Raw genomic sequence first — 16,715 nt, forward strand, 5'->3', positions numbered from 1 at the left:
ATGAGCGAAGAGAACATCTGCCGCCGACTGGTCGGCCGCACCGCCGTCGTCACCGGAGCCGGCAGCGGCATCGGCCTCGCCACCGCCCGCCGGCTCGCCTCCGAGGGCGCGCACGTCGTCTGCGGGGACGTGGACGAGACACGCGGCAAGGCCGCCGCCGAGGAGACCGGAGGCATCTTCGTCGACGTCGACGTCACCGACCCCGAGCAGGTCGAGGCGCTGTTCAGGACCGCGTACGACACCTACGGCAGCGTCGACATCGCGTTCAACAACGCCGGTATCTCCCCGCCCGACGACGACTCCATCCTGGAGACGGGGCTGGAAGCCTGGAAGCGCGTCCAGGAGGTCAACCTCACCTCCGTCTACCTGTGCTGCAAGGCGGCCATCCCCTACATGCGGCGCCAGGGCAAGGGCTCCATCATCAACACCGCCTCCTTCGTGGCCCGGATGGGCGCCGCGACCTCGCAGATCTCGTACACCGCCTCCAAGGGCGGCGTCCTCGCCATGTCCCGGGAACTCGGCGTGCAGTTCGCCCGCGAGGGCATCCGCGTCAACGCCCTGTGCCCCGGCCCGGTCAACACCCCGCTCCTCCGGGAACTGTTCGCCAAGGACCCCGAGCGCGCCGCCCGCCGCCTGGTGCACATCCCGCTCGGCCGGTTCGCCGAGGCCGACGAGATCGCCGCCGCCGTCGCCTTCCTGGCCAGCGACGACTCCTCCTTCGTCAACGCCACCGACTTCCTGGTGGACGGCGGGATCTCGGGCGCATACGTCACACCGCTGTAGCGCTCCTCGTTACAGTGCCCGGATGAGCATGACGCCCCCGCCCGGCTGGTACCGCGACCCGCACGCGCCGCACCTGGAACGCTGGTGGGACGGCACGGCCTGGACCGAGCACCGGCGCACGCCCGGCGCTCCCGCCGTGCCGCCGGCCCCGTCCGCCGGCGGCACCGGCCGCACGAAGGCGGTCGCGCTCACCACCGCCGGGGCCGTGCTGGCCGCGGCGGTCGTCACCGGCGCGGTGCTCCTCGGCGGGGACGACGGCGACCCGGAGACGCGCACCGGTCCGACGTCCACCACGTCCGTCCCCGGGCCCCCGTCGCCGTCCGAGTCCGAGTCGTCCGCCGGGGACCCGGACGTCGTCGAGGACCAGCTCAACGGGATCACCTTCCCGCTCCTCGACGGCTGGGTCCGGCCCGAGAACGTGACCCAGGACGACGTCGTCATGACCACCGACGGCACCCACGACTGCCCCGGCGACGGCAGCCTCTGCCGGCACGGCCTCGTCATCTCCCGCACCGTCACCGAGAACGACGAGACCTCGCCCCGGGCGCTCGCCGAGGAGGACATCCCCGACGCGGCCGACGCGGCCTTCGACAAGGACACCCTCGGCCAACGCCCCTACGGCGGCCTGGAGGCCCACGAGGTCGTGAAGTCCGGCCCGGTCGCGGTGGCGGGCCGGGCCGGCTACCTCGTGCGGTGGCGCGTCACCACCGCCGAGGGGCCCGGCGGCTATGTGCAGTCACTGGTGTTCCCCTCCAGCGTCGGCACCGGCTCGCCGGTCCTCGTCCGGTACGTCTTCGAGGCGGGGGAGGACGGCCCGCCCCCGGCCGACATGGACCGCATCACCGAGGGCATCCGCTCGGTCACCGACACGGCCTCCGGCGGCGGCGTCGGCAGCAGCATCGGCCCGGCCGACTGAGCCGCTACAGGAACGTGTGGCCCTCACCGCGGTACGTCGGCACGGTCGCCGTCACCGCGTCGCCCTCCACCAGGTGCAGCGCGTCGAACCGTTCGCACAGCTCGCCCGCCTTGGCGTGCCGGAACCACACCTTGTCGCCGATCAGCAGATCGTCGGCGGGCGAGCCCAGCAGCGGCGTCTGCACCTCGCCCGGCCCCTCCTGCGGGTCGTACCGCAGCCCCTCCGGCAGACACGGCACCGGCAGCCGGTCCGCGCCGGCCGCGCCCGACGCCGGATAACCCCCGCCCAGCACCGTCACCACGCCGACACCGGGCCGCCGTACGACGGGCAGGGCGAACAGGGCCGACGGACGTCCGCTGAACGACGTGTAGTTGTCGAACAGCCGAGGCACGTACAGCCCCGAACCGGCCGCGATCTCGGTGACCGCGTCCTCCACGGCGGTGTGCTGCACACTGCCCGTGCCGCCGCCGTTGACGAACTCCAGATCCGGTACGACCTCCCGCACCGCCCGCACCACCGCGGCCCGCCGCTCGGCGAGTTCACGGCGCGCGGCGGCCTGCATCAGCCGTACCGCCCGCGACCGCAGCGGCCGCCCGGCCACCGCGTCGCCGACACCGGCCACATGACCCTCGTACGCCATGATCCCGACGACCTCGAAGCCGGGGCGCCGGGCCACCGCGCGCGCGAACTCGGCGACCTGGGCGGGGGAGTGCAGGGGGGAACGCCGGGCGCCGATCCGTACCCGCCCGCCGAACAGCTTCAGGGACGTGTCCAACTCCAGGCACACGCGCACCACTTCGCCGCCGCCCCCGCGCGAGGCGTCGATCAGGTCGAGCTGCGCCGGATCGTCGACCATGACCGTGACGGCGGCGGCGAGCTTGGGATCGGCGGCGAGCTCGGCGTAGCGGGCGCGGTCGGCGGAGGGGTAGGCCAGCAGGACGTCGTCGAAACCGGAACGGGCCAGCCACAGGGACTCGGCGAGCGTGAACGACATGACGCCCGCGAAACCGTCCCGGGCCAGGACCCGTTCGAGCAGCGCACGGCAGCGTACGGACTTGCTCGCGACCCGGACCGGCTTCCCGCCCGCCCTGCGGACCAGATCGTCCGCGTTGGCGTCGAAGGCATCCAGGTCCACGATCGCGAAGGGGGCGTCGAGAAGGGCGGTGGCCCGGTCGTAACGGGCCCGGTCGGCGGCGCGCGCAGTCATGAGCGCAGCCTGCCAGACGGGATTACCGCACGGTAGGGGATGTTCCGGGCAGATGCCGCGGCCCTGCGGACTGGTTCCCGCTCGACGCGGACCACGCCGTAGAGTGACGCGCACGCACGACGGCGGAGCGGCGCCGGCCAGAGGTCCGGACCGGGATGACGCGTCGTCCGTGCGGGTATCTCTACCCGGGACGAGTCCGTGCCGGGCGGGCACGACGAAACGGGGGGGTGCATGAGCACGGAAGCGCGCCGCGCCTCCCACCCACCACGCCCCACCGTCCCCCCACGTCCCGCACACCCCCCGAGGACGACGGAGCAACCGGAGAACCCCGCCACCCCCCGAGGCGGCACCTCGGGCGGCTCCGGCCCCTTCGACCCCCGCGAGCCCGCGCGCCCGTCGGCGGGGGGTCCCGTTCGTGCGGAGGCCGATGGCATGGCTGGGCCTCGTGGGCGTACCTCGGGTGGTTCCGGTGCGTTCGAGGCCCGTGAACCGGCGTGTCCGTCGGCGGGGGGTCCCGTTCGTGCGGAGGCCGATGGCATGGCTGGGCCTCGTGGGCGTACCTCGGGTGGCTCCGGCCCCTTCGACCCCCGCGAGCCCGCGCGTCCGTCGGCGGAGGGCTCCGCTCGTGCGGAGGCCGATGGCATGGCTGGGCCTCGTGGGCGTACCTCCGGCGGATCCGGTGCGTTCGGGCCCCGTGAAACCGCGCGTCCGTCGGCCGGGGGCGTCGGTCCGCCGCGTTCTCCGGGCTTCGGTGACGGTGCGTCCGCCGGTACGGGCCCCGTCGCGCCCCCGCCTCCGCGTGCCTCCGCCCGTTTCCCCGACACGCCGCCGACCGCAGGCCGGGGGGCGCGGTCCCCGGGCGGCTCACCCTCCGTACCGCCGCAGCCCACCGCACGCGGCACGGCGACCCCTCCCGAAACCCCGTCGGAGACCACCACCCGCCTGCGCGCCGTGCAGCCCGCACGACCGGGCACGGCCCCGGCGTCCGACACGCGCCCGGGTACCGGCGGTCCGGCCCCGGATGCGCGGCCGGGCGCCGGTCAAGAGCGTCGCCCCGGAGTGAACCCCGCGTCCGGCGCCGGCGGTGCGGGCCGTTCCGGGGCGGACCCGGCGTACGGGGCGACCGGTGCGGGACCGGCGGGCGGGCCCGATCCCGCGCTCTCCTGGAGTGCCCCCATGGCACCGGGCGGTACGCCCGGAGCGGGGCGGCCCGTCGTGTCGTTCGGGGAGCCCGAGGGGTACGACGAGGGCGCGCGGCCCCGGCCGCTCGGGCGGCGGGGGCGGTCGCAGGCCGTCGCGGCCGCCGCCTGTCTCGTCCTCGGGACGGGACTCATCGGCGGTGCCGTCACCGGAAGCTGGCTCGCCGGGGACTCCGACGGGCCGGGCGCCCGGAACGGCTTCGCCGCCGCCCAGGACATGTGGCACAGCGTCCCGGTCGACCAGTTGTTCCCGCCCACCCTCCAGGGCGAGGGCGCGGGCCCCGGCGGCGCCGACCGGACCTGGACCCGTATCGCCGTGGCCCCCGACAGCGGCTGCAAGGACGCCTTCGACGCCCTGCTCCGCAAGGTCCTCGCCCCCGTCGGCTGCGAGCGCCTGCTGCGCGCCACCTACACCGACGCCACCCAGAGCCATGTCACCACCGTCGGCCTGCTGTTCACCGAGGCCGACGCCGCCGCCATGACCTCCCTCGCCCGCCGCTTCGACAGAGAACGCCTGGACCGCCGTACCGACCTCATGCCCCTGCCGTACGCCGCGAAGGGCACCGCCGCCGCAGGCTTCGGCGCCGGACAGCGCGCCACCTGGACGGTCTCCGTCCTCACGGACGCCCCCGTCGTCGTCTACGCCGTCTCCGGCTGGGCCGACGGCCGCACCGTCGACACCCCCCAACCCGCCGAGGACGCCATGCAGTCCGGAGCCACCACCGCCCCCGCCCAGGCAGGCCTCGGCCACGAGGCCCAGGGCCTCGCCGACCGCGTCGAACGCGGCCTGCGCAAGAAGGCCGGCACCGTCACGGAGCAGCCGTCATGAGCCCCGTCACCGGCCGGCGCCCCGCCGCGGCGGCACTCGGCGGCCTCCTCGCCACCGCCCTCGTGCTCGTCCCCGCCACCACCGCGCACGCCGACGGCATCCGCGCCCGGCAGTGGTCCCTGGAGGCCATGCACACCGAGGAGGTGTGGCGGACCACGAAGGGCGCGGGCGTCACCGTCGCCGTCCTGGACACCGGCGTCGAGGCCGACCACCCCGACCTCGACGGCAACGTCCTCACCGGCAAGGACCTCGTCGGCTTCGGCGCGGGAGAGGGCGACCGCGCCTGGGCCCGCCACGGCACCGCCATGGCCGGCATCATCGCCGGCCACGGACACGGCCCCGGCAACGCCGACGGCGTCATGGGCATCGCCCCCGAGGCGAAGATCCTCCCCGTCCGCGTGATCCTGGAGGACGGCGACGACTCCCGCGCCAAGGCCCGCAAGACCCGCGGCAACGCCCTCGCCGAGGGCATCCGCTGGGCCGCCGACAACGGCGCCGACGTCATCAACCTCTCCCTCGGCGACGACTCCGCCTCCGCGCACCCCGAACCCGGCGAGGACCAGGCCATCCAGTACGCCCTGCGCAAGGGCGTGACCGTCGTCGCCTCCGCCGGGAACGGCGGCGAGAAGGGCGACCACGTCTCCTACCCGGCCGCCTACCCGGGCGTCATCGCCGCCACCGCCGTCGACCGCTACGGCACCCGCGCCCCGTTCTCCACCCGCCGCTGGTACGCCACGGTCAGCGCCCCCGGCGTCGACGTGATCATCGCCGACCCCGACCACAAGTACTACGAGGGCTGGGGCACCAGCGCCGCCGCCGCGTTCGTCTCCGGCGCCGTCGCCCTGGTCAGGGCGGCCCACCCGGACCTGGCCCCGGCCCAGATCAAGCGCCTCCTGGAGGACACCGCCCGCAACGCCCCCGCCGACGGCCGCGACGACTCCCGCGGCTTCGGCTTCATCGACCCGGCCGCCGCGATCGAGGCCGCGTCCCGGACGGAGCCGGAGGGCCTGAAGTCGGCGGCGTACGGCGACAAGTACTTCGGCCCCGGCCCGGACACCGCCGGCTCCGACGACGGCACCGCCGACCGGGCGGCCCCCCTGGCGGGCGGCGCGGGCGGTGTGCTGCTGGTCGCCGCGGTGGTCCTGTGGCGCGGCCGCCGCATCCGCTACGACGAAGGCTGATCCTCCGCCGCCGCACCCGAGGTGTCCCCGGCGAACACGGACACCGCGGCCCGCGCCGCCGCCTCGGTCAGCGCGATCCCCTCCTCCTGGGTGGCGCTGCCCCGCGACAGCACCGCCACCAGACAGCCGTGACCGCCCGCCGTCACCCGCCCGATGCTGTTGATCACCCACAGCCCGGTGGTGCTCCGCCGCAGCCAGCCGTTCTTCAACGCCCATTCCGCACCGTCGGCCGCCGCCGACACCCCCCACCGCTGCCCCACGGCGATCCGCTCCATCAGCTCCCGCACATACGCCCGCGAGGCCTCGCCCAGCTCCGAGCCCTCCGCGTCGAACACCTGCCGCAGCAGCGCGAGCTGGTCGGCGGCCGTGGTCTGCGTCAGCCCCCACAGCGGGCCGTCCCCGCCCGCCGTCCCCGTCAGCCCGAACCGCTCGTTCGCGGCGTCGAGCCCGTCCGCCGTCCCGATCGCCCGCCACAGCGCCGACGTGGAGTCGTTGTCACTGTTCTCGATCATGGCGGCGGCGTACGTCTTCTCCTCGGCGGTCAGCGTCCGCCCCGCGTCCTGCGCCTGGAGCAGCAGCGCCGCCAGGATGTCGACCTTGACGATGCTCGCCGTGTCGAAGGCGCCCCCTCCGTACGAGGCGCTCTCCCCGGAGTCCGGGTCGAGCACCGCCACCGACACCTCGGCGCCCTCCGCCACGTCCACCGACCCCATGGCCGCCGCCAGCAGCGCGTCCCGGTCCACCGCCGCCGCCTCCGTCACGCTCTCCACCGCCGCTTCCTCCCCTTCGGTCGCCCGCGAGGCCGACGAGGATACGGTTTCCGCCGTCCGCGGGTGCGCCCAGGAGGTCATGTACATCGCCCCCGCCGCCGTACCGCCCCCGACGGCGGCCAGGGAGAGGGCGAGGGAGAGCAGGGCACGGCGCCGGGACCGGCGGGCACGACGGCGCCGCCGCGGTCTGCTGGAGGAGTCCATGGCCGCGATGGTCGGGGCGGTGGCTGTGCGGACCGTTGGACGGAGCTGAGAGCCGGCTCAGATCTCGGTGAGAGGCCGGTGAGGAACACCGTCCACCCCCCGATAGGGTCGGTGACCGTGGCGAACAAGAACATTCCCGACTCCCCGTTCCGCGACGACGACGGCACCGCCGACCCCCGGCTGAGCGCCGCGCTCGCCGCCTGGGCCGAGGACGGCAACGCCGTCGGCCCCGTCCTGGAGGCCCTCAAGGGTGCCCGGCTGCTCGTCCCCGTCGTGGCCGTCCTCGGTGAGGTCGAGGAGGACGAGAACGGGCTGCGCCGCGAGAAGACCAGCGACATGGCCGTACCGACCCTGAAGGCCGGCGGGCGCACCGCCCTGCCCGCCTTCACGTCCACCGAGTCGCTCGCCCGCTGGGACCCGGCGGCCCGCCCCGTCGCCGTACCGCTGCACCAGGCCCTGCAGGCCGCCGCGCACGAGAAGGCGGACACGGTCGTCCTGGACCTGGCCGGGCCCGTGCCCTTCGAGCTGACCGGCCCCACGCTGCTCGCCCTCGCCGAGGGCCGCACCAGCACCGCCCCGCTCGCCGACCCGGCCGTCCTCGAGGCCGTACGGGCCGCCGTCGCCGCGGAGCCCGCCGTGCTGCGCGCCCACCTCGGGCCGGGACAGGCCGACGGCACCCTCGCCCTCGTCCTCGATCCCGCCGCGCCCGCCGCCGAGGCGGCCCGCGCCGTGGCCCAGCGGCTGGCCGCCGACGAGACACTGAGGGCCCGCCTGGTGCGCGGCCTCGACCTGGCAGTCCTGCCGGCCGGAACCACGCCCCCGGGCGAGCCCCTGTACGTACGTCCCTGACGACCTAGCCGTAGAGCGGCCCGGTGTACTTCTCACCCGGGCCCTGGCCGGTCTCGTCCGGGACCAGGGAGGCCTCGCGGAACGCCAGCTGGAGCGACTTCAGACCGTCGCGCAGCGGCGCCGCGTGGAACGAGCTGATCTCCGTCGCGGAGGCGTCCAGCAGACCGGCCAGCGCGTGCACCAGTTTGCGGGCCTCGTCCAGGTCCTTGAACTTGTCGCCCTCCTCGGTCAGACCGAGCTTCACGGCGGCGGCGCTCATCAGGTTGACGGCGACCGTCACGATCACCTCGACCGCCGGGACCTCCGCGATGTCGCGGGCCATGGCGTCGAAGTCGGGGTTGCCGGGGGTCTCGGGGGTGTCCGAGGGGGAGGTGTCACTCATGCCCCACACGATAGGCGCAGACGCGTGTCCCCTTGACAGCAGGAGGCATGGGACACGTGGTTAGCGCACGCCTTCCGGAGCTGCTAACCTTGTGTAACGACCGGTCGGACCCGTATGCCTCACGGCCTGCGAGCCCGGCCCACAAGTGGAGGCTTCGAACTCCCACCTGGCCGCCCTCAGGGCGGCGGGTCACCGGTCAGGCGGTCCCGTCCCGAGGCGGCGATCCGCCCGAAAGTGCGCCCCGCGGTCCCCGTGGCGGTGCTCCGGTAGTTCGAGGAGCCCCGCCTGTGATCGTCCGGGGCATTTTTTCTGCTTCGGCGCGGTTAGGTCTTACGCATACAGACGTTACGCGGCTGTCCGCCAGACCGTCGCGTGGTGCTACCGAGGAGGATCCATCAGCGCCGAGCCCCGCATCAACGACCGGATTCGCGTTCCCGAGGTGCGACTTGTCGGTCCCAGCGGCGAGCAGGTCGGGATTGTCCCGCTTGCCAAGGCCCTGGAGCTTGCGCAGGAGTACGACCTCGACCTCGTCGAGGTCGCGGCGAACGCCCGTCCGCCCGTGTGCAAGCTCATGGACTACGGGAAGTTCAAGTACGAGTCGGCCATGAAGGCCCGTGAGGCGCGCAAGAACCAGGCGCACACGGTCATCAAGGAGATGAAGCTCCGGCCGAAGATCGACCCGCACGACTATGACACCAAGAAGGGTCACGTCGTCCGGTTCCTCAAGCAGGGCGACAAGGTCAAGATCACGATCATGTTCCGTGGTCGCGAGCAGTCCCGGCCGGAGCTCGGCTACCGACTGCTGCAGCGTCTCGCGGAGGACGTGGCCGACCTCGGGTTCGTGGAGTCGAACCCGAAGCAGGACGGCCGCAACATGATCATGGTTCTCGGTCCGCACAAGAAGAAGACCGAGGCGATGGCCGAGGCTCGCCAGGCGCAGGAAGCCCGCAAGGCGGAGGCGAAGGCCAACCCCGGCAAGTCGCAGAACGCCGCGGACGCCGAGGCCCAGCCGGCCGAGGAGCCTGCCGAGGCGTGACTCCCGGGGGCGTGAGCCCCAGGAAGCAACCGAAACAAGTACGACGCTCCACCGTGCCCGGTTCTCATGACCGGGCACCGGAGCGCCACCGACGAGGAGAGAACGGCGCTATGCCGAAGAACAAGTCGCACAGCGGTGCCAGCAAGCGCTTCAAGGTCACCGGCTCCGGCAAGGTGCTCCGTGAGCGCGCCGGCAAGCGCCACCTGCTCGAGCACAAGTCGTCCCGCGTGACGCGTCGCCTCACCGGCAACGCCGAGATGGCCCCGGGCGACGCCGCGAAGATCAAGAAGCTTCTCGGCAAGTGACGTACGGGCGCCACTGAGCGCCGTACGGCAGGACCGGGACCCAATCGATACCGGGCCGTGTGAGGACAACCACGGCCCCGCTACAAGGAGTTAACAAGTGGCACGCGTCAAGCGGGCAGTCAACGCCCACAAGAAGCGCCGGGCGATCCTCGAGCAGGCCTCCGGCTACCGCGGTCAGCGCTCGCGCCTGTACCGCAAGGCCAAGGAGCAGGTCACCCACTCGCTGGTCTACAACTACAACGACCGCAAGAAGCGCAAGGGTGACTTCCGCCAGCTGTGGATCCAGCGCATCAACGCCGCTGCCCGCGCCAACGGCATCACGTACAACCGCTTCATCCAGGGCCTGAAGGCCGCGAACGTCGAGGTCGACCGCAAGATCCTCGCGGAGCTGGCCGTCAACGACGCGACCGCCTTCGCGGCGCTGGTCGAGGTCGCGCAGAAGGCGCTGCCGGCGGACGTGAACGCGCCCAAGGCCGCGTGACGCCGCGCTGGCCTTGAGCCGGACGTGAGTGTAGGACCCGCAGGCTTCATTGCTTGCGGGTCCTGTTGTTGCCGGGGCATCGGTCGTCGACCGGCTGCGGGTCCGTCGTGGCTGGTCGCGCCCATGCGGCGGAGCCGCATGTCGACACAGCCCCGCGCCCCCAGGAGTTGCGGCGACGCTCGCTTCCACGCCGGCCGCACCACGCCGACGCCGGGGGACGACACTGTTGCCGCAGTCCCAAGAAACGCCGCACGTTGCGAGTCCCTGAAGGTGAAGAAGATGGCTCCCGTCAGCCCCGAGCTGATCTCCCCCCGTTCCCACCGCGTCGCCGCCGCCCGGCGGCTCGGTAAGCGGAACTTCCGGGGGAAGGAGCGGCTGTTCCTCGCCGAGGGGCCGCAGGCCGTGCGGGAGGCAGCGGTGCACCGGGGCGGCGGCACCGGCACGCTCGTCGAGTTGTTCGCCACCGTCGAGGCCGCCGAGCGGTACGCCGACATCGTCGGGGCGGCCCGCGACGCGGGCGCACGGATCCACCTCGCCTCCGAGGACGTCATCGCCGACGTCTCCACCACCGTCACCCCGCAGGGGCTCGTCGGGGTGTGCCGGTTCCTGGACACGCCGTTCGAGGAGATCCTCGCCGCCCGGCCCAGGCTCGTCGCCGTCCTCGCCCACGTACGCGACCCCGGGAACGCCGGCACCGTGCTGCGCTGTGCCGACGCCGCCGGAGCCGAGGCCGTCGTCCTCACCGACGCCTCCGTCGACCTGTACAACCCCAAGGCCGTACGCGCCTCCGTCGGCTCCCTGTTCCACCTGCCCGTCGCCGTCGGCGTCCCCGTCGAACAGGCCGTGAGCGGACTGCGGGGCGCGGGCGTGCGGCTGCTCGCCGCCGACGGCGCGGGGGACCGGGACCTCGACGACGAGCTCGACAAGGGCACCATGGGCGGCCCCACCGCCTGGGTCTTCGGCAACGAGGCCTGGGGCCTGCCCGAGGAGACCCGCGCCCTCACCGACGCCGTCGTCCGCGTCCCCATCCACGGAAAGGCGGAGAGCCTGAACCTCGCCACCGCCGCCGCCGTATGTCTCTACGCGTCGGCACGTGCACAGCGCGCCGCCGGAGGGTGCCGCTCCGTCACCGGGAACTAGTAGGGTGACCAGCCCGGGGACCCTCCCCCAAGCTCTCGGCAAGGGCTCGAGCACGGGGCGCCCCGAGGACGTTCCGAGAGGTGGGGTACGGGGATGAGCGTCGGCACGAGCAGCGCACCGGGCGCACGGCGGGCGGCACGCCCGCCCGCGCCCCGGCCCGGTGATCTCGCCGAACTCGGCATCGACCCCGACCAACTGCCCGACGGACTCGTCGTCGCCGACGAGCACGGACGGGTGATCTGCTTCAACGCGGCGGCCGTCCGCATCACGTCCGTCCCCGCCGAGCAGGCCCTCGGGCAGCCGCTGGAGACCGCCCTGCCGTTAGAGGACCTGGAGAGCCGCCGCTGGTGGCAGCTCACCGACCCCTACGGCGGCCTCGCCATCCGCGTCCGCCAGCCCGAACGCAACCTGCTGCTCCCCGGCGGCCGGGAAGTCCTCGTCTCCGCCCGCTACGTCCGCACCGCACCCACCGGCCCCGTCCGCCGCGTCGTCGTCACCCTGCGCGACACCGAGGCCCGGCGCCGCACCGAGCGCAGCCACGCCGAGCTGATCGCCACCGTCGCCCACGAACTGCGCTCCCCGCTCACTTCCGTCAAGGGCTTCACCGCCACCCTGCTCGCCAAGTGGGAGCGGTTCACCGACGACCAGAAACGGCTGATGCTGGAGACCGTCGACGCCGACGCCGACCGGGTCACCCGGCTCATCGCCGAACTGCTCGACATATCCCGCATCGACTCCGGGCGCCTGGAGGTGCGCCGCCAGCCCGTCGACATCGGGGCCGCCGTCGGACGGCACATCCAGGCCTACGTCGCCGCCGGACAGCAGGCCGACCGCTTCCTGCTCCGCGTGCAGCACCCGCTGCCCGACCTGTGGGCCGACCCCGACAAGGTCGACCAGGTGCTCAGCAACCTGCTGGAAAATGCGGTGCGGCACGGCGAGGGAACCGTCACGATCGACATCACGCCCTCGGCGTCCCCCCGCGAACGGGAGGACACCGGCACGTCGGTCACGGTGAGCGACGAGGGGCCCGGCATTCCGGAGGAGTCCATGAACCGCGTCTTCACCCGCTTCTGGCGGGGCAGCAAGCGTGGCGGGACGGGCCTCGGGCTGTACATCGTCAAGGGCATCGTCGAGGCCCACGGCGGCACCATCACGGTCGGACGCGCCCCCGGCGGCGGCGCACAGTTCCGATTTACGTTGCCCGTGGCGGCACCCGCGTATCTCACCTGAGATCCGGGCCGGGCCCCACGGGCGCATTCGTTCACCCCCGCACCGTTAGACTCGGCCTTTGGCACCTTTGTGTCCCGAAAACCGTGACGCACCGTCCACGAGCACGAGTCGTACGGGGACCATCAGCCAGCCCAATCGGAAGCACGGGAAGAGATGTCGGCACCGAATAAGTCGTACGACCCTGTAGAGGTCGAGGCGTTGAAACCGGAAGAGATCGAGCGCATGCGGGACGAGGCGCTCGCCGCCTTCGCCGCCGCGGACTCGCTCGACGCGCTCCAGGAGGCCAAGGTCGCCCACACCGGCGGCACCTCCCCGCTGTCGCTGGCCAACCGCGAGATCGGCGCCCTGCCGCCGCACGCCAAGGCCGACGCCGGCAAGCGCGTCGGTCAGGCGCGCGGTGCCGTGAACAAGGGGCTCGCCGCCCGCCAGGCCGAACTCGAGGCCGACCGCGACGCGCGCGTCCTGGTCGAGGAGGCCGTGGACGTCACACTGCCCTACGACCGCGTCCCGGCCGGCGCCCGCCACCCGCTCACCACGCTGTCGGAGCGCATCGAGGACATCTTCGTGGCCATGGGCTACGAGGTCGCCGAGGGCCCCCAGGTCGAGGCCGAGTGGTTCAACTTCGACGCCCTCAACATCGGCCCGGACCACCCGGCCCGCGGCGAGGCCGACACCTTCTTCGTCGAAGGCCCCCAGGGCGGCACCGAGTCCGGTGTCGTGCTGCGCACCCACACCTCGCCCGTGCAGATCCGCTCCCTGCTCGACCGCGAGCTGCCGGTCTACGTGATCTGCCCCGGCCGCGTGTACCGCACCGACGAGCTGGACGCCACGCACACCCCCGTCTTCCACCAGGTCGAGCTGCTCGCCGTGGACGAGGGCCTGACCATGGCGGACCTCAAGGGCACCCTGGACCACATGGTCCAGTCGCTGTTCGGCGCGGAGATGAAGACCCGGCTGCGGCCGAACTTCTTCCCCTTCACCGAGCCGAGCGCCGAGATGGACATGCTCTGCTACGTCTGCAAGGGCGCGTCCGTCGGCAACCCCGACCGCCCCTGCCGCACCTGCTCGTCCGAGGGCTGGATCGAGCTGGGCGGCTGCGGCATGGTCAACCCGCGGGTGCTCACCGCCTGCGGCGTCGACCCGGAGAAGTACAGCGGCTTCGCCTTCGGGTTCGGCATCGAGCGGATGCTGATGTTCCGCCACAACGTCGAGGACATGCGAGACATGGTCGAGGGTGACGTCCGGTTCACCCGGCCGTTCGGGATGGAGATCTGATGCGGATCCCGCTTTCTTGGCTGCGGGAGTACGTCGACCTGCCGGCGACGGAGACCGGCCGTGACGTACAGGCCAAGCTCATTTCGGCCGGTCTCGAGGTCGAGACCGTCGAGCACCTCGGCGCCGACCTCAAGGGCCCCCTCGTCGTCGGCCAGGTGCTGACCATCGAGGAGCTGGAGGGCTTCAAGAAGCCGATCCGCTTCTGCACGGTCGACGTGGGGCAGGCCAACGGCACCGGCGAGCCCCAGGAGATCGTCTGCGGCGCCCGCAACTTCGCCGTCGGCGACAAGGTCGTCGTCGTCCTCCCCGGCGCCACCCTGCCGGGCGGCTTCTCGATCTCCGCCCGCAAGACCTACGGCAAGACCTCCCACGGCATGATCTGCTCCAGCGACGAACTGGGCATGGGCGACGACGGCACGCACGGCATCATCGTGCTGCCGCCGGAGACCGAGGTCGGCAAGGACGCCATCGAGCTCCTCGAACTGGTCGACGAGGTCCTGGACATCGCCGTCACCGCCAACCGCGGCGACTGCCTGTCCATCCGTGGCGTCGCCCGCGAGACCGCCATCGCCTACGGCCTGCCGCTGCGCGACCCGGCCCTGCTCGACGTGCCCGGCCCGAACGCCTTCGGCTACCCGGTGAAGGTCTCCGACCCGGCCGGCTGCGACCGCTTCACCGCCCGCACGGTGACCGGCCTCAGCCCCGAGGCTCGCTCCCCGATCTGGCTGAAGCGCCGCCTGCAGAAGGTCGGCATGCGCCCGATCTCGCTCGCCGTCGACGTCACCAACTACGTGATGATGGAGCTCGGCCAGCCGCTGCACGCCTACGACCGCTCCCTGGTCCAGGGCACCATCGGCGTACGCCGGGCCGAGGAGGGCGAGAGGATCGTCACCCTCGACGGTGTCGAGCGGAAGCTGCACGCCGAGGACCTCGTCATCACCGACGACCGCGGCCCGATCGGCCTCGCGGGTGTCATGGGCGGCGCCGACACGGAGATCGCCGACCACGACGACCTCGAGAAGTCGACCGGTGACGTGGTGATCGAGGCCGCCCACTTCGACCAGGTGTCCATCGCGCGCACCGCCCGCCGCCACAAGCTGTCCTCCGAGGCGTCCCGCCGCTTCGAGCGCGGCGTCGACCCGCAGGCCGCCGCCGCTGCCGCGCAGCGCACCGTCGACCTGCTGGTGCTGCTCGCGGGCGGCACCGCCGAGGCCGGTGTCACCGAGGTCATCGCCCCGAGCGCGCCGCACACCATCACCGCCCCGGCCGACCACCCGGACAAGGTCGCGGGTGTGACGTACGGCCGGGAGACCGTCGTACGCCGCCTCCAGGAGGTCGGCTGCGACGTGTATGGAAGTTCTGCCGCGTGGAACGCGTCGTTGGGGGGTGGTGGTCGGGCGACGGGCGGGAAGGACGAGCTGATCGTCACCGTGCCGTCCTGGCGGCCCGACCTCACCGACGCCAACGACCTGGCCGAAGAGGTCATCCGGCTGGAGGGCTACGAGAACCTGCCCTCCACGCTGCCCAAGCCGCCGGCCGGCCGCGGCCTGACCGCCCGCCAGCGCCTGCACCGCCGGATCGGCCGCGCCCTGGCCGGGGCCGGTTACGTCGAGGCGCTGAACTACCCGTTCGTCAGCGAGCAGGTCTTCGACCAGCTCGGCCTGGAGACCGACGACCCGGCCCGCCGCGTCGTCAAGCTGGTCAACCCGCTCAGCGACGAGGAACCCGCGCTGCGGACCTCGCTGCTGCCGGGCCTGCTCGGCGCGCTGCGCCGCAACGACGGCCGGGGCTCGCACGACCTCGCGCTGTTCGAGACCGGCCTGGTCTTCCAGCCGCGCGAGGAGCAGCGGGCCGCCGCGAACCTGCCCGTCGACCGGCGCCCCAGCGAGGCCGACATCGCCGCGCTGGACGCCGCGCTGCCCGACCAGCCGCGGCACGTCGCCGTCGTGCTGACCGGCGCCCGCGAGCAGGCCGGCTGGTGGGGCAAGGGCCGTGCGGCCGACTGGGCCGACGCGGTCGAGGCCGCCCGGACCGTCGCCCGTGAGGCCGGCGCCGAACTGGGTGTCCGCAAGGGCCAGTACGGTCCCTGGCACCCGGGCCGCTGCGCCGAGCTGACCGTCACCGTCGACGGCGAGGACCGGATCATCGGCCACGCCGGCGAGCTGCACCCGCGCGTCCTGAAGACCCTGGGCCTACCCGCGCGCAGCTGCGCGATGGAGCTGGACCTGGACGCCCTGGAGCAGGTCGGCGACGACACCCCGCAGGCGCCGGGCATCTCCACCTTCCCGGTCGCCACGCAGGACGTCGCGCTGGTCGTCGACGCGTTCGTGCCCGCCTCGGACGTCGAGGCGGCACTGCGCGAGGGCGCCGGTGAACTGCTGGAGTCCATCCGCCTGTTCGACGTGTACGAGAACGCCGAGCAGCTCGGCGAGGGCCGCAAGTCCCTGGCCTACGCACTCCGCTTCCGAGCGACCGACCGCACCCTGACCGTCGACGAGGCCTCAGCGGCCCGGGAATCGGCAGTCACCCTGGCGGGCGACCGCACCGGAGCGGTCCTGAGGGGCTGATCCAACCCGTCCGCCACTCCCGCCCCGCCCGCCACTCCCGGCCCGTCCGCCACTCCCGGCCCGTCCAGCACAATCAGCCCGTCCGGCGTTTGAGGACAAGGGGGTCTGGGGGCGCAGCCCCCAGGGACGGGACGGGAAGGGGCGGCGGGGGCGAAAACACAAAAGCCCCACAGCCGCCCGCACGGACAACAGCACAAAGGACAGCCGCCCACCCGGGCAACCGCACAAAGGCCGGCCCACGGGGCCGATAACCGCCGGAACGGGGGGTGGGGGGGGGGCCGCACAAACGAACCCCCCCCCCCCACACACCCCCCGCCACCCCCAGCACCCCAAAACAGGGGGAAAAACGCGGGGGGAAAAC

Annotated in this window: 15 protein-coding genes; 12 read left to right on the forward strand and 3 right to left on the reverse strand. The window is 73.2% G+C overall.

The window, feature by feature from the left end; translation table 11 throughout:
* A complete protein-coding gene (locus tag ACFV5H_RS07105; protein WP_385053663.1) occupies positions 1 to 783 on the forward strand; it encodes a 3-oxoacyl-ACP reductase in 783 nt (260 codons plus the stop codon).
* 28 nt (positions 784 to 811) lie between these two features.
* Complete coding sequence (locus tag ACFV5H_RS07110; protein ID WP_385193302.1) at positions 812 to 1,699, forward strand: DUF2510 domain-containing protein; 888 nt, start codon at positions 812 to 814, stop codon at positions 1,697 to 1,699.
* A gap of 4 nt (positions 1,700 to 1,703) precedes the next feature.
* Here the strand turns inward: ACFV5H_RS07110 and ACFV5H_RS07115 are convergent, their stop codons facing one another.
* Positions 1,704 to 2,906 (reverse strand): amino acid deaminase/aldolase, encoded by a 1,203-nt coding sequence (locus ACFV5H_RS07115; protein ID WP_385053666.1) that lies wholly within the window; start codon positions 2,904 to 2,906, stop codon positions 1,704 to 1,706.
* 1,215 nt (positions 2,907 to 4,121) lie between these two features.
* Here ACFV5H_RS07115 and ACFV5H_RS07120 point away from each other — a divergent pair.
* Together ACFV5H_RS07120 and mycP are read left to right on the forward strand one after the other, a co-directional pair.
* Positions 4,122 to 4,934, forward strand: coding sequence for a hypothetical protein (locus ACFV5H_RS07120; protein WP_385193305.1), 813 nt, complete (start codon positions 4,122 to 4,124; stop codon positions 4,932 to 4,934).
* Complete coding sequence (gene mycP / locus ACFV5H_RS07125) at positions 4,931 to 6,115, forward strand: type VII secretion-associated serine protease mycosin (RefSeq protein ID WP_385058681.1); 1,185 nt, start codon at positions 4,931 to 4,933, stop codon at positions 6,113 to 6,115. Before ACFV5H_RS07120 ends, mycP begins: the two co-directional genes overlap by 4 nt.
* On the opposite strand, the gene ACFV5H_RS07130 is transcribed toward mycP, so the two are convergent.
* Positions 6,100 to 7,089 (reverse strand): serine hydrolase, encoded by a 990-nt coding sequence (locus ACFV5H_RS07130; protein ID WP_385193247.1) that lies wholly within the window; start codon positions 7,087 to 7,089, stop codon positions 6,100 to 6,102. The genes mycP and ACFV5H_RS07130 overlap by 16 nt on opposite strands.
* A gap of 117 nt (positions 7,090 to 7,206) precedes the next feature.
* Between ACFV5H_RS07130 and ACFV5H_RS07135 the strand changes: the two genes are divergently transcribed.
* Positions 7,207 to 7,938 carry an SseB family protein gene (locus ACFV5H_RS07135; RefSeq protein ID WP_385058677.1) on the forward strand — a complete coding sequence of 244 codons (732 nt, stop codon included), beginning with the start codon at positions 7,207 to 7,209 and terminating at the stop codon, positions 7,936 to 7,938.
* A 4-nt stretch (positions 7,939 to 7,942) separates the two neighbouring features.
* On the opposite strand, the gene ACFV5H_RS07140 is transcribed toward ACFV5H_RS07135, so the two are convergent.
* Positions 7,943 to 8,320, reverse strand: coding sequence for a DUF1844 domain-containing protein (locus tag ACFV5H_RS07140; RefSeq protein WP_385058675.1), 378 nt, complete (start codon positions 8,318 to 8,320; stop codon positions 7,943 to 7,945).
* A 394-nt stretch (positions 8,321 to 8,714) separates the two neighbouring features.
* Here ACFV5H_RS07140 and infC point away from each other — a divergent pair, with 394 nt between their 5' ends.
* The 7 genes from infC (at position 8,715) to pheT (ending at position 16,354) form a co-directional block, all read left to right on the forward strand.
* Entirely contained in the window at positions 8,715 to 9,356 is a 642-nt protein-coding gene (infC, locus tag ACFV5H_RS07145; protein ID WP_078662092.1) for a translation initiation factor IF-3, read from the forward strand.
* A 110-nt stretch (positions 9,357 to 9,466) separates the two neighbouring features.
* The gene (gene rpmI, locus ACFV5H_RS07150) at positions 9,467 to 9,661 is read left to right on the forward strand and encodes a 50S ribosomal protein L35 (RefSeq protein ID WP_004933563.1); all 195 of its coding nucleotides are present in this window, start codon (positions 9,467 to 9,469) and stop codon (positions 9,659 to 9,661) included.
* A 97-nt stretch (positions 9,662 to 9,758) separates the two neighbouring features.
* Positions 9,759 to 10,142: a 50S ribosomal protein L20 gene (gene rplT, locus ACFV5H_RS07155; protein WP_004933571.1), complete on the forward strand. Its 384-nt coding sequence runs from the start codon at positions 9,759 to 9,761 to the stop codon at positions 10,140 to 10,142.
* Between the two features lie 279 nt (positions 10,143 to 10,421).
* Positions 10,422 to 11,282 carry a TrmH family RNA methyltransferase gene (locus ACFV5H_RS07160; RefSeq protein ID WP_385058674.1) on the forward strand — a complete coding sequence of 287 codons (861 nt, stop codon included), beginning with the start codon at positions 10,422 to 10,424 and terminating at the stop codon, positions 11,280 to 11,282.
* Between the two features lie 93 nt (positions 11,283 to 11,375).
* Positions 11,376 to 12,512: an ATP-binding protein gene (locus tag ACFV5H_RS07165; protein WP_385058672.1), complete on the forward strand. Its 1,137-nt coding sequence runs from the start codon at positions 11,376 to 11,378 to the stop codon at positions 12,510 to 12,512.
* A 153-nt stretch (positions 12,513 to 12,665) separates the two neighbouring features.
* Positions 12,666 to 13,787 carry a phenylalanine--tRNA ligase subunit alpha gene (gene pheS, locus ACFV5H_RS07170; RefSeq protein ID WP_385193249.1) on the forward strand — a complete coding sequence of 374 codons (1,122 nt, stop codon included), beginning with the start codon at positions 12,666 to 12,668 and terminating at the stop codon, positions 13,785 to 13,787.
* Positions 13,787 to 16,354, forward strand: coding sequence for a phenylalanine--tRNA ligase subunit beta (pheT, locus tag ACFV5H_RS07175; RefSeq protein WP_385193251.1), 2,568 nt, complete (start codon positions 13,787 to 13,789; stop codon positions 16,352 to 16,354). Before pheS ends, pheT begins: the two co-directional genes overlap by 1 nt.
* Positions 16,355 to 16,715: the final 361 nt, after the last annotated feature.

Origin of the sequence: Streptomyces sp. NPDC059787 (assembly GCF_042732315.1) — a bacterium.
Lineage (GTDB): Bacteria > Actinomycetota > Actinomycetes > Streptomycetales > Streptomycetaceae > Streptomyces > Streptomyces atrovirens.